This window comes from Streptomyces sp. NPDC059679, assembly GCF_042734105.1.
Classification (GTDB): Bacteria; Actinomycetota; Actinomycetes; order Streptomycetales; family Streptomycetaceae; genus Streptomyces.
In genome coordinates this window covers 45,831-57,933 of the sequence record NZ_JBHWES010000053.1, presented here as the reverse complement: position 1 = coordinate 57,933, position 12,103 = coordinate 45,831, and the positions used below count along the sequence as shown (strand labels likewise).

The window sequence follows — 12,103 nt, the reverse complement described above, 5'->3', positions numbered from 1 at the left end:
GTGAACTACTCCGGCTTCGCTACGACGGCACAGACAGGGGAGAAGCCGCGGTGGACGGCTTCGAGGCGGAATCCGGCGGACGCGAGCAGAGCCTTGATCTCCGGCTCGGTACGCAGCTCACCGCCGCTGACGACCAGGCACTCGATATCGCCGAGGGTGGCGAAGGAGGGGGTGCCGTTGCGCGGGATCACCATGTCGAACAGGACCAGGGTGCCGTCCTCGCCCATGGCGGCCCGGCAGTTCTCCAGCAGCTTGCGGGCCTTGTCGTCGTTGTAGTCGTTGAGGACCATCGACAGCAGATAGCAGTCGCCGCCCTCGGGCACCGACTCGAACATGTCCCCGGGCACGAAGTCGACGCGCTCGGCGTGCCCGGCCTCGCCCAGCAGCTCCTTGGCGCCGGCCACCACCCGCTCGCGGTCGAACAGCACACCGCGCAGATCGGCGTGGGTCTCCAGCAGGTTGGACAGCACCACGCCCGCGCCGCCGCCGACGTCCACGACCACCTTGTGCTGCCCGAAGTCGTGCAGCGATACGGCCAGCAGCTGGGCCTGGGAGGCCATGGCCGTCATCGCGCGGTCGAAGAGGTCGCCCTCCTCGGGGTGCTTGTCGATGTACGCGTAGTAGGGCGAGCCGTGGTGGTCGGAGAATGCCTCGCCACCCTTGCGCACCGCCTCCGGGGCCAGCGACCACGGGTCCCAGTGCCAGCGCGAGCTGTGCAGCATGGCGTTGTAGCGCATCGAGAACGGGTAGTCGGTGCGCAGGAAGTGTCCGGCCTCGGTCAGCGCGAACGTCTCGTCCTCGGCGTGGTCCAGCACCCGCAGCGTGGCCGCCGCCCGCAGCACCCGGTACAGCGCCCGCGGGTCCACCTCGTGCTGCTTGGCCAGGTCCTCGGCGCTGCGCGGGCCGTCCGCGAGCGAGTCGGGAATGCCCAGGGTGGCGAGGGTGCCGACCACCTGGGTGCCCCAGTGGCCCAGGATCAGCTGCATGAGGCCGGCGACGGGGAGCACGGAGTGCGCTATGACGTCGACCGGTTTCAGCTGTTCGTCGGCGGAGGAATCGGCTTGCTCGGTCATACTCATCCTTCCTCGGGGCGCTGCGGGCGGTGGGCGACCACTTCGCCGGGCAGTTCCTGGTCCAAGTACTGGGTCAACATGAGGCGGCGCCGGGGCTTGCCGCTGGAGGTGCGCTGGATGGTGCCGCGTCGGCAGCTGAAGACGGTGACGTCCACGACGCCGCCGATGTAGAGGGACAGCGCCTCGGCCAGCCGCTCGGCCCACTCCCCCGGCTCCAGTTCGGCGAGCACCACGATCCGGCGGGCGTCGACGAGGGTGGCGCAGCGGTAGCGGTCCACACCGGGGGTGTCGCCGAGCCGGGCGTCCAGGTCCTCGGCGTAGATGTTGCGGCCGCGGACGCTCAGGGCGTCGCCCAGTCGGCCGATGACATACGTCTGGCCGTCCAGCAGGAACCCGGCGTCTCCGGAGTACACGCTGCCGCCCGCGAACCGGGACGAGCTCTCGGCGTCCGGCGGCTCGTACCCGGCGGCCACGCTGTCGCCGGACAGCAGGAGTTCGCCGAGGTAGCCGTCGAGCAGCGGCCGGCCCTCGGGGTCCACGGCGGTCAGCGAGACGCCCTCGATCGGGGTCCCCGAGCTGACCAGCCACTGGGCGGGGCTGTCGGCCGCGCCCGCGTCCCGCAGGGTGCCGCGGGCGAGGATCTTGACCGGCTGCTCGGGGGCCAGCGACTCCCAGTCGAGGTGGACCGCCTGCGGTACGGTGCCCGGCGCGTGTCCGGTGATGCCGAGCGTCATCTCGGCCATGCCGTAGCAGGGCGTGAACACGGCGGGGTCGAAGCCGTACGGCTCGCACAGCTCGGTGAACTCCCACAGCCCGCGCGGATCGTGGCGCTCCGCGCCCAGGGTGGCCGAGCGCAGGGTGGAGAAGTCGGCGCCCTTGAGATCCTCGGGCTTGAGCCTGCGGGCCGCGTACGCGAATCCGAAGGACGGCGCCGCGGTGTACGCCATCCCCTCCCGGGCGATGCAGTCGATCCAGCGCCGGGGGTCGTAGATGAACTGCTCCGGGCGCATCAGGGACAGATCGCCCTGCTGGGACACGATGGTCATCAGACAGCCCACGAGCCCCAGGTCGTGGTACATCGGCACCCAGCTGACGGTCCGCAGCGCGCCGTCGTAGTCGATCAGCCGGCTGTTGCCGCGGGCGTTGGCCTCCATGTTCGCCCAGGTGATGCGCACCCCGCGGGGGCTGCTGGTCGAGCCGGAGGTGAACTGGAGGGTGGCCAGCTCGGCGGCGGGGACCGCGCTGAGCCGGTCGGTCTCGGTGCCGGTGGAGAAGTCGCTGGAGAGCACGGCCACCGGGCCGCCGCCGTCCTCGCCCGCCGCGTCGGCGGCATCTCGCAGTATGGACAGATGCACCGGGTCGCCGACCACCGCCGAGGCGCGGGTCAGCCGCAGGACGCGGGCGACATGGCGTACGTAGTCCTCGCGGCCGCCGAAGCGGGCGGGCGGCGCGATGGCCGTGGGGACGAGCCCCGCGTTGACGGCACCGAAGTAACCGGTGACGAAGCCGACGCTGTTGGGCGTGGCCAGCACCACGCCCGGGCGGTCCTTCCGCGCCCGGGCGCGGAAGGCCGCGCTGGCCAGGGAGACCAGATGGGCCAGATCGGCGTAGCTGTAGCGGTCCCACTCGCCCGAGCCCCGCGCGAAGCGCATACCGCGGTCGGTGCGCGGGTCGACCAGCCAGGACAGCAGCGGTGAGGGAGCGGCGCCGGGCGACGCACCGGTCACGGGGTGCCCGCCTTCCGCTTCATCACCTTCTGCACCTCGGCGAACACCTCGAGTGCCTGTTCCAGCTGGGCCTGGGTGTGGGTGGCCATCGGGCAGATCCGCAGCATGGCGCCCGTCGGCGGGACACCGGGGTACAGCGCCACACCGGTGAACACCCCGCGGTCGTACAGCTGCCGCCACCACTCCATGGCCAGGTCGTCGTCGCCGAGGATGACCGGGATGATGGGCGTCGTCCGCTCGGGCAGGTCCGAGTCGGGGCCCATCGGCAGGCCCAGGCCCTTGAGCTCGGTGCGCAGGAAGCGGGAGTTGCGGCGCAGCTGCTCGGCGAGTTGGTCGCCTTCGGGCGAGCGGCGGATACGTATGGCCTCCAGCGAACCGCCCAGGGCCGCCGGGACACCGACCGTGGTGAACACGAAGGCGCGCGCGGTGATCTGCAGGTAGTCGATCAGCTCGCGGCTGCCGGCGATGAACCCGCCGACGCCGGCCAGCGCCTTGGACAGGGCGCCCATCCGGATGTCGATCTGGTCCTGGACGCCGAAGACCTCGGCCGCGCCGGTGCCGTGCTCGCCGAGCACGCCGAGGGAGTGCGCCTCGTCCAGCATCACCGCCGCGTCGTTCTCGCGGCAGATGTCCAGCATCTCGTCCAGCGGCGGCAGGTCCCCCTCCATCGAGTACAGGCCGTCGAGGATGACCAGGATCCGGCCGCCGTCGGCCTTGGCCCGGCGGACACTGTCGGCGAACAGATCCATCCGGTTGTGCCGGAAGCCGCGCAGCTTGGCCCGGGAGAGCCCGGCCCCGTCCAGCATCGAGGCGTGTGCGAAGGAGTCGGACACCACGGTGTCGCCCACGCCCACCAGGGCGCTGATGGTGCCGATGTTGGTCTGGAAGCCGGTGGTGAACAGCAGGGTGGACTCGACGCCCAGCCAGTCCGCCAGCTCCTCCTCCATCTCCCGGTGCAGGGCCGTGGTGCCGTTGAGGATCCGGGAGCCGGTGAGCGAGGTGCCGTAGCGGTCCACCGCGGCCTTGGCGCCGGCCAGCACACGGGGATGGCTGGCCAGGCCCAGGTAGTTGGGCGACCCCAGCATCAGCCGCGGTGTCCCCTCCATGGTGACGACCGGGTCGAGCAGGGATTCCGCGTTACGGAAGAACGGCAGGTTTCCGTTGGCGACGCCGCGGTGGTACGCGGTGACGAACTCCGACGACTGCAGGTCCTTGAGCCAACTCGCCGTGTACTCAGGCATCGTGGGCCCCCTCGCCCTCGGTCTGGGCACCGCCGCCGGACACGCGCACGATGTAGTCGATGGCGTCCCCTACGGTGCGGAGGTCGATGGCGTCCTCTTCGCCGATCTTCACGTGGAAGGTGTCCTCGAGCTCCTGGGTGAGGGTGAGGATGTCGAGCGAGTCGATGCCGAGGTCGGCCTTCCAGGTCGCGCCGCGCACGATGCGCTCGGCGGACACCCCGCGGACCACCAGGTGGTCCAGGATCACCTTCATGACCTCGTCATCCGTCACCCGGGTCGACTGCTCTGCCATCACGCGTCCTCTCCTTGGTCCCGGCCGTCCCGGCGTTCCCCGTCTTCTTGGCGCAGTTGTCCCCGGGCCCTGACCAGATCGCGGCGGCTGACGCCGACCTTCTTGAGCGTCGGCATGAGGACGTCGCGGAAGAACACCTCGCGGTCGATGCCGATGACCTGCATCACGGCCAGCCGCTTGTCGTAGTCGGGCAGCAGGTCGTAGGCCGGCATCTTGAATTCCTTGACCACATGCGCGATGTCCTTGAGCGTGCCCTCGTGGTCCTCCTGAAGGCATGCCTGGAGCGTGCGCCGGTAGAAATCCGCGTGCGCGGCCTCGTCCCGCGCGATGTAGCGGCAAATCTCGGCCATCACCGGATCGCCGAGGTCACGGGCCCGGTTCAGCTGCTGCCGATAGCTCATCCAGGTCGTCTTCTCCTGGATGGCGCCGTACACGAACATTCTGCGCGGCGTGGAGAACGGCATCGTCCACCGCCGGCTCAGCACTCTCTTCTCGAATTCCCGGATCTGCTCGTCGGTGCGCTGTCCGGTGCGCAGCAGGAATTCCTTCAGGGCGAGCGCGTGCTTGGACTCCTCGTAGCCCCAGTTGACCTGGAACCACGCCTGCCCGAAGGATTCCCGTACGACATTGAGCCCTTCGGCCACGTAGTCCGGCAGATACATCTCGACGCCCAGGAACGTCTCCGCGCACTGGGCCAGGCTCTCGTCCCGGCTCTGCTCCTGCCATTTGTCCCACGGAATATCGTCGAAGACACTCCAGCGGCGGCGGCGCTCGGCGAGTTCGAAGAACTCCATGTACTGCCGGTACAGCGTCTCCTCGGGAAGGAGGTCCACGGCTCAGCCCTCCCGGACCGCGGGCTTACCGCCCCGGATCAGTTCGACGACATCGCCGACGGTGCTGACCCCGAACAGCACGTCGTCGTCGAAGCTGAGCCCGGTCTGGTCCTCGATGGAGACGATCAGCTCGAGGGTGGCCACCGAGTCGAGGCCGATCTCCCCGATGTCGTCCGCCAGCGTGAACGTACGCTCGGCCAGCCGGGCGTCCACCTGCGCCGCGGCCTTGGCGACGATGCTGAGCGCTTCTTCTTCCGTCAGATCGGCGGTCGTCACTTGGCTCCTCCATGGCCCGCGGGGCCGTTGTGGGAATACGCGCCCTGGGAATACGCGTCGCGGCAGGCGGCGCGCCGCAGTTTGCCGCTGCTGGTCTTGGGCAGCGTGCCGGGCTTCACCAGCACCACGTCGTCGGGCGTCACCCCGACCGAACCGCGGACCCGGGTGGCGATCTGCTTCGCGAGGTCCGGGGGCGCGCTCGCCGGCTTGTGCTCGGCGACCACCACCAGGCGCTCGTCGGGGGTGGAGAACGCGATCACATGGTCCGGGCGGACCGCCGGGAGCCCCAGAGCGGCCCATTCGATGTCCGTCGGGTGGTACTTGCGGCCGTGGTGAATGACCAGGTCCTTCGTCCGGCCGGTGACATACAGCTCGCCGTCGCGCAGAAAGCCGAGGTCGCCGGTGCGCAGCCAGCCGTCCCGGAAGGTCTCCTCGGAAAGCTCGCGCGCCCCCCAGTAACCGCGCGCGACGCTCCCTCCGCGGATCTCGATCTGCCCTTCGATCTGCCCTTCGCCGGGCTCGTCGGCGAGTTCGCCGGAGGCGGCGCGGATACGGGCCTCCCAGCCGCTGAGCAGCGGCCCGCAGGAGACGATCTCGCGCGTCCCGGTCGCCTCGGCCCCAGGTGCGACGTCCACCGGGCAGACGGCACCCCGCTCCTCGAAGGCCGCGCGGTCCACCGACAGCGTGCGAAGCCCGTCGCCGATCGTGGTGAAGGCCACCCCGAGGGTGCCTTCCGCCAGCCCGTAGGAGGGGGTGATGGCGTTCGCGTCGAACCCGGCGTCGGCGAAACGCTCGGCGAACTCCCGCATGGTCCGCGGCCGGACCGGCTCCGCGCCGACCCCCGCCACCCGCCACGCGGACAGGTCCCAGCCGGCCATCTGCTTGTCGGTCGCCCGGCGGGTGACCAGCTCGTAGGCGAAGTTGGGGGCGTAGGAGAAGGTGGCGGAGATCTTGGACATCCAGTCCAGCCAGGTGGTGGGCCGGCGCGCGAACTCGTAGGGCGGGATGAACCAGACGGGCACCTCGTACACCAGCGGCCCGAGCATGCAGCCGATGAGCCCCATGTCGTGGTACAGCGGCAGCCAGCTGACGAACCGGTCGCGTTCGCCGGAGGTCCCCAGCGCCTGGTCCATGGCCCGGGCGTTCTCCAAGAGGTTGTCGTGGGTGACCACGACGCCCTTGGGCATGGCGGTGGAGCCGGAGGTGTACTGCAGGAAGAGCGGTTCCCCGCCCTCCGACTCCACCAGTTCCCCGGTCCGCTCCCCAGCGGCGAGCTCCGCGTAGCCGATGGGCTTGGTCCCCACCGCGTCGACGCAGATGTCGAAAAGCGACTCGTCGGCGATGATGTGCCGCGGCTCGCATGAGGAATGGATCGAGTGCAGGCGCTCCCGGTATGCCTCGATCCGGGTCAGCATGGCCGGCGGGAACACCGGTACGGGGATGACTCCGGCGCGCACCATACCGATAAAGGCGACGATGAACTCACGCTGACCGGACAGCATCAGAATGCCGCGGTCACCTCGCCGAAAACCCGCAGAGGCGAGCCTCCTGCCGAAGTCCTCACCGGCGGCCTTCAGCTCCGCGAAGCTGAGAAAGTCAGTGGAATCCCCGGAGACGAACGTGAACCCCTGGGACGTTGATGACAACCGAGCGATGACACGAGAAAAGCTCACGTGCTGGAAACCTCCGCGTGCACGTACACCCCTTGGTAAGGGGGCATCGTTTTGCCGGGCCGCATTTTCGGTCCCCGGCGTCGTACGACACGGCAAGAAAATACCGAGGCTCGCACGCCACGGAATCCGGCACCCGATGTAGTCAGCGCTGCAACCAGAGCGGAAGTCCGGCATCAACCTTCCGCGGCACGCCGGATCAACCTCAGGGGGTGGGCGGCGGCGCGCGTGCCGCCGGGGGACTCCGTGACCCCGCGCGGCGGGGGGAGTCGGGGGTGGAAACCCCCGTGGCGCAGTGGTGCGGGATGTACCCCGGATCCCCTGTGTAGCCCACCTCTCAGGGCCGCCGTATCTCCCTACCGTCGGATGTGCGCCACCGCATGGAGCACGACACCACTTCCCCCGAACAGCCAGGAGCCGACTATGAGTTCACACGACAAGCAGGCGCGGCGCACCGTCCTGCGGGCCATGTCGGCGGCGGGCGCGGGGCTGGCGCTGACCCCGTCCGCGGCCCGGGCGGCCGCCACCTCTCCGGATGGTGCCGCCGCCGGCTCCGGCGCGTGTGCGCCGGGGTGGCTGCCCGAGGGCCCGCTGCGGGTGTCGCCCGCCGACCCTCGCTACGCGCATCTGGTCGCGCGGGGCGCCAGCAACCGCTTCCGGGGCAGGCCCGACCATGTCTACCTGGTCGGCTCGACGGAGCACGTCGTACGGACCGTACGGGAGGCGGTCCGGTCCGGGGCGCGGCTCGCCGTCCGCAGCGGCGGGCACTGCTTCGAGGACTTCGTCGACAACCCCGATGTCAAGGCCGTCATCGACATGTCGCCCATGGCGGATGTCTCCTTCGACGAACGGCGCCGGGCGTTCGTCGTCGAGGCCGGGGCCACTCTGGGCGAGGTGTACCGGAAGCTGTACCTCGGCTGGGGCGTGACCTTACCGGCCGGGTACCACGCCGAGGTGGGCGCGGGCGGGCATGTGCCCGGTGGCGGATACGGGCCGCTGTGCCGACTGTTCGGGCTCGTCAGCGACTATCTCTACGCGGTGGAGGTCGTCGTCGTGGACCACGCGGGCGAGGTGCGCGCCGTCGTGGCCACCAGGGAGGAGGACGACCCGAACCGCGAGCTGTGGTGGGCCCATACGGGCGGCGGAGGCGGCAACTTCGGCGTCGTGACCCGCTTCTGGTTCCGCTCCCCCGAGGCCGCCGACGACACGGCCCCGGCCCGGATGCTGCCCACCCCCACCAGGACCGCGCTCACCTTCACCGCGGACTGGAGCTGGGAGGGGATGGACGAGGAACGCTTCACCCGCATGGTCCGCAACCACGGCCGGTGGGCCGAGCGGCACGGCGCCGCCGACGACGAGAACGCCGCGCTGTACGCCGAGTTCGCCCTGACCCGCCGCGCGGCCGGAGCCCATCTGCTCCTCGGCCAGGTCGCCGCGGAGCCCGGCGCGGACCGCCGGCTCCTGGACGGCTTCCTCGGCGCGGTGAGCGCGGGCACCACCCGGCCGGGCAACCTGAAGGTCCAGCGGCTGCCCTGGCTCACCGCCGCGCTGAACGGTTCGGGAGAGGCGGTGGGCGACTGGCACATCAAGATCAAGTCGGCTTTCCTGCGGCGCCGCCTGACGGATGCCCAGCTCGCCGTCGTACACCGCCACCTCATCCGCGCGGACACCGATGTGGTCGCCGGGAGCGTCGTCCTCAACACCTACGGGGGCGCCGTCAACGCCCTGTCCGCCGCCGATACGGCCATGCCGCACCGCGACTCCGTCATCAAGCTCTCCTGCCTCGCGTCCTGGGCCGAGCCCGATCAGGGGCCTGACTATCTGACCTGGATCCGCGAGTGCTACCGGGACCTGTTCGCCGACAGCGGCGGCGTCCCCGTACCCGGCGAGGCCGCCGACGGCGCGTTCATCAACTACCCGGACACCGACCTCGCCGACCCGCACTGGAACACCTCGGGCACGGCCTGGCAGACCCTCTACTACAAGGACAACCACCCGCGCCTGCGCGCGGCCAAGGCGCGCTGGGACCCGCGCGAGGTGTTCCGTCACGCACTCTCGATCCGCCCCTGACATTCGTCACCCCCTTGACAGGTGACGCACGCGGCCGCCAATATCGTCACCACCCAAACAGGTGACGGTAACGAGAAGAGGGAATCTCCATGGCTGCCACATACACCGCCGTTGTCACGGCGACCGGAGAGGGGCGCAACGGAGGCCGCGTCGCGGCCGACGACGGCCTCCTCGACACCACGCTCGCCATCCCGAAGGAACTGGGCGGCGCCGGCGGCGCCACCAACCCCGAGCAGCTGTTCGCCGCGGGGTGGGCGGCCTGTTTCATGGGGGCGGTCAGGAGAGTCGCTGCGGAGCGGAAGACCGGCCTGAAGGGCGTGGCGGTCACCGCGGCCGTCACACTGCGCCACGACGACGCGGACGAGTTCGGCCTCAGCGCCGTTCTGCGCGTCGAACTGAGCGGCGTGGATCAGCGGACCGCCGAGGAACTGGGCGCCGGCGCCCACCAGGTCTGCCCGTACTCGAAGGCCACCCGCGGCAACATCCCGGTCACCATCGAAGCGACCGCGGCCTGAGCGAAGCAGAGCGCCTGACAGCCCCGGGGCCGTCAGAACAACGGCTCTCGGAACAACGGCTGCCAGAACGACGGCTCTCAGGTACGGGGCCACCGCACGGCCGTGTCGGCCACGGCGGAACGGGCCCGCGCCAGCGTCTCGGCATGCCCGAACAGGCCGGGCAACCCGCCGGTGTGCAGGAACACCGTACGCCGGCCGGGGCGCACCTGGCCGTCGCGGACGGCCGCGATGAGACCGGCCAGGGCGCGGCCGGTGTAGATGGGGTCCAGGACGATGCCCTCGGTGCGGGCGGCGGTGGTGAGGGCGTCCATGACCGGCTCGGTGAGCGTGGAGTAGCCGGGCCCGACCTGGTCGAGACGCAGCCGCAGGGGCGCGGCAGCGGGGCCGCCGCCGGTCAGTCCACCGATCAGACCGCCGACCAGGTGGCTGACGGTCTGTTCGGGGTCGGCGACGGCCCCGCAGTGCACCCCCAGCACCCGTTCGGCGCCCAGGGAGTGCACAAGCCCGGCCATGGTGCCGCCCGAGCCGAGGGCCACGACGACCGTGGACAGATCGGGAACCTGTTCCAGCAGCTCCCGCCCCGCCTCGACATAGCCCTGGGCGCCCAGCACGCTGGAGCCGCCGAAGGGAATCACCGCCGGCCGGGCCCCCTGCCCGCGCAGTTCCTCGGCCACCGCAGCCACGACGGCCTCCAGCTCCGCCTCGCCCACCTGCCCGGCCCATACAACGCGTGCGCCGAACAGACCGTCGAGCGCGATATTGCCGGTCATCCCCTCACTCGGCGCCCCGGCCAGCACCAGCACCACGTCCATGCCCAGCCGCGCACCGGCCGCGGCCGTCAGCCGGGCGTGGTTGCTCTGCGCGGCACCGCTGGTCACCAGGGTGGTCGCACCCTCGGCACGGGCGGCGCCGGCGGTCCACTCCAGCTTGCGGACCTTGTTGCCGCCGCCACCCAGACCGATCAGATCGTCACGCTTGACCCACAGGTCACCCGGCTCCAACCCGACCGCCCGCGCCAGCCGCGGCGCGGGCTCCAGCGGCGTGGGCCGGCTCATCAAGTGGGCCCGGACGGTTTCCTGATGCTCTTCGGACACGTTGGCCGCCTTCGCTGTGCAGTGGGACGACCTTGATAATGCCTGGGCGTGATCAGCCCTGAGCGTTCTTGGCTGCCTGGGCCGCCTCGGCCGCCTTCGCCGCCTCGGCCGCCGGGAGACGGTCGAAGATCGTGGTGATGTGCTTGATCTTGCCGTCCTCGATCGTCATGTACTCCGCGCAGCGGAAGTCCTTGATCCACTGAGTGTCGAAGCTGTAGACGATCGCGGCGCTCTCCTCATCGGCGAGCACCTTCGTCACGGTCGCCCTGGTCAGGACGTCGACGAACTTCTGGGTGAACGGACGGTACGCCGCAACACCCTCGATCCGGCCGGGAGGCGCGTCGCAGACGACGTCCTCCTTCAGGAAACCCAGTGCGGTCTCGACATCCCCGCTGGTCCACGCCTTGGCGTAGCCCTCGGCGATCCGCTTGGTGTCGGTCGCGGTCACAGCCATGTCCTTCCGTAGCGGCCGCGTCGTTCAACGGCCTGATGGCTGCATCCTCGGCGAGGTATATGACACCTGGCGTCATATACCTCAGGAACTTGGCGCGGCGAGACTCAGGACGCCGGGGTCTTGTCCGCCGCGGTGATCTGACAGGTGATGGACGTCCGCTTGCTGTAGCTGGTGGTGTCCGCCATGGTGACGGTCTTGGTGGAGTTCGCGAGCACCGTGATGTATTTGTGCCGGTACCCGATGAGGCCGCCCGACGGATCGTTCCAGCTCACCGCGACGCTGTAGCTGTAGCCCCGCGTCATGTCCGCGTTGGTGATGGTGACGTCGTACTTGAGCTGCTGGGTCGACGGGTCGTAGTTGCAGTTGCTGCCGTCGGTCTCGTCGAGCCCTTCCGGGTCGTAAGTACTCGGCACGGAGGGTGAGTCCGACGGGGTCCCGTACGACGGCGCGGACGAGGGGACACCCGAGGGCAGGTCGGTCGGCAGGTCCGTGGGCAGATCGGTCGGAACCCCGCTGGCGCCGGACGACGCGCCGCCACTGCCGCCACCGGAGATGAAGCCGCCACCCCCGAGCCCGTCGCTTCCGTTGCTGTGCCTGTCCTTCTTCCCGCAGCCGGTCAGGGCCAACAACCCGACCGCGGCGACGGCGACAAGGCGTGCGGAACGGCGATGCATGTACTACCCCCGTGGGAAAACAGCCGATCAGGCTTTGACGAGCACACGCCACCCTAAACGGCTCCCCGCAGCAAGCCCGCTCCGGGGGTCCGGCCGAGGTGCCATCACCCCACAGCCGGTAACATTCCAGACAAAATGCGATAGCCCCAGGCCAGGGAGGGCGCGGACATGCCACGCGACCATG

General features: G+C 70.2%; 12 protein-coding genes. 2 read left to right on the top strand and 10 right to left on the bottom strand.

The genetic code is table 11. The features are described from left to right. Positions 1–5: 5 nt before the first annotated feature. The 7 genes from ACFV2X_RS39535 to ACFV2X_RS39505 are packed head-to-tail and all read right to left on the bottom strand — an operon-like array spanning position 6 to position 7,088. On the bottom strand, positions 6–1,073 hold the full coding sequence (locus ACFV2X_RS39535) for a methyltransferase (protein ID WP_385626127.1): 1,068 nt from the start codon (positions 1,071–1,073) through the stop codon (positions 6–8). Between the two features lie 2 nt (positions 1,074–1,075). Next, positions 1,076–2,800, bottom strand: coding sequence for an AMP-binding protein (locus tag ACFV2X_RS39530; RefSeq protein ID WP_385626126.1), 1,725 nt, complete (start codon positions 2,798–2,800; stop codon positions 1,076–1,078). Continuing rightward, complete coding sequence (locus ACFV2X_RS39525) at positions 2,797–4,041, bottom strand: aminotransferase class I/II-fold pyridoxal phosphate-dependent enzyme (protein ID WP_385626125.1); 1,245 nt, start codon at positions 4,039–4,041, stop codon at positions 2,797–2,799. Before ACFV2X_RS39525 ends, ACFV2X_RS39530 begins: the two co-directional genes overlap by 4 nt. Then, the gene (locus ACFV2X_RS39520; RefSeq protein WP_385626124.1) at positions 4,034–4,333 is read right to left on the bottom strand and encodes an acyl carrier protein; all 300 of its coding nucleotides are present in this window, start codon (positions 4,331–4,333) and stop codon (positions 4,034–4,036) included. The genes ACFV2X_RS39525 and ACFV2X_RS39520 overlap by 8 nt, the downstream gene beginning before the upstream one ends. After that, positions 4,333–5,166, bottom strand: coding sequence for an acyl-ACP desaturase (locus ACFV2X_RS39515; RefSeq protein ID WP_385626123.1), 834 nt, complete (start codon positions 5,164–5,166; stop codon positions 4,333–4,335). The genes ACFV2X_RS39520 and ACFV2X_RS39515 overlap by 1 nt, the downstream gene beginning before the upstream one ends. A 3-nt stretch (positions 5,167–5,169) precedes the next feature. Next, positions 5,170–5,442: an acyl carrier protein gene (locus ACFV2X_RS39510; RefSeq protein WP_358636658.1), complete on the bottom strand. Its 273-nt coding sequence runs from the start codon at positions 5,440–5,442 to the stop codon at positions 5,170–5,172. After that, the gene (locus ACFV2X_RS39505) at positions 5,439–7,088 is read right to left on the bottom strand and encodes a fatty acyl-AMP ligase (protein WP_385626122.1); all 1,650 of its coding nucleotides are present in this window, start codon (positions 7,086–7,088) and stop codon (positions 5,439–5,441) included. Before ACFV2X_RS39505 ends, ACFV2X_RS39510 begins: the two co-directional genes overlap by 4 nt. Before the next feature lie 447 nt (positions 7,089–7,535). Between ACFV2X_RS39505 and ACFV2X_RS39500 the strand changes: the two genes are divergently transcribed. Together ACFV2X_RS39500 and ACFV2X_RS39495 are read left to right on the top strand one after the other, a co-directional pair. Further along, the gene (locus tag ACFV2X_RS39500) at positions 7,536–9,182 is read left to right on the top strand and encodes an FAD-binding oxidoreductase (RefSeq protein ID WP_385626121.1); all 1,647 of its coding nucleotides are present in this window, start codon (positions 7,536–7,538) and stop codon (positions 9,180–9,182) included. 89 nt (positions 9,183–9,271) lie between these two features. Continuing rightward, positions 9,272–9,697, top strand: a complete 426-nt coding sequence (locus tag ACFV2X_RS39495; protein WP_385626119.1) for an organic hydroperoxide resistance protein — start codon at positions 9,272–9,274, stop codon at positions 9,695–9,697. A gap of 77 nt (positions 9,698–9,774) precedes the next feature. On the opposite strand, the gene ACFV2X_RS39490 is transcribed toward ACFV2X_RS39495, so the two are convergent. From ACFV2X_RS39490 to ACFV2X_RS39480, 3 genes are all read right to left on the bottom strand, one after another. Further along, the gene (locus ACFV2X_RS39490) at positions 9,775–10,752 is read right to left on the bottom strand and encodes a pyridoxal-phosphate dependent enzyme (protein ID WP_385626154.1); all 978 of its coding nucleotides are present in this window, start codon (positions 10,750–10,752) and stop codon (positions 9,775–9,777) included. Positions 10,753–10,843: 91 nt separating this feature from the next. Then, positions 10,844–11,245, bottom strand: coding sequence for a nuclear transport factor 2 family protein (locus ACFV2X_RS39485; RefSeq protein WP_385626117.1), 402 nt, complete (start codon positions 11,243–11,245; stop codon positions 10,844–10,846). 104 nt (positions 11,246–11,349) lie between these two features. Next, on the bottom strand, positions 11,350–11,919 hold the full coding sequence (locus tag ACFV2X_RS39480) for a hypothetical protein (RefSeq protein WP_385626115.1): 570 nt from the start codon (positions 11,917–11,919) through the stop codon (positions 11,350–11,352). Between the last annotated feature and the right edge of the window lie 184 nt (positions 11,920–12,103).

Coding starts and splice junctions, on each gene's coding strand:
- ACFV2X_RS39535 (WP_385626127.1), bottom strand. CDS start 1,073: ATGACCGAGCAAGCCGATTCCTCCGCCGACGAACAGCTGAAACCGGTC.
- ACFV2X_RS39525 (WP_385626125.1), bottom strand. CDS start 4,041: ATGCCTGAGTACACGGCGAGTTGGCTCAAGGACCTGCAGTCGTCGGAG.
- ACFV2X_RS39520 (WP_385626124.1), bottom strand. CDS start 4,333: ATGGCAGAGCAGTCGACCCGGGTGACGGATGACGAGGTCATGAAGGTG.
- ACFV2X_RS39500 (WP_385626121.1), top strand. CDS start 7,536: ATGAGTTCACACGACAAGCAGGCGCGGCGCACCGTCCTGCGGGCCATG.
- ACFV2X_RS39495 (WP_385626119.1), top strand. CDS start 9,272: ATGGCTGCCACATACACCGCCGTTGTCACGGCGACCGGAGAGGGGCGC.
- ACFV2X_RS39490 (WP_385626154.1), bottom strand. CDS start 10,752: ATGAGCCGGCCCACGCCGCTGGAGCCCGCGCCGCGGCTGGCGCGGGCG.
- ACFV2X_RS39485 (WP_385626117.1), bottom strand. CDS start 11,245: ATGGCTGTGACCGCGACCGACACCAAGCGGATCGCCGAGGGCTACGCC.
- ACFV2X_RS39480 (WP_385626115.1), bottom strand. CDS start 11,919: ATGCATCGCCGTTCCGCACGCCTTGTCGCCGTCGCCGCGGTCGGGTTG.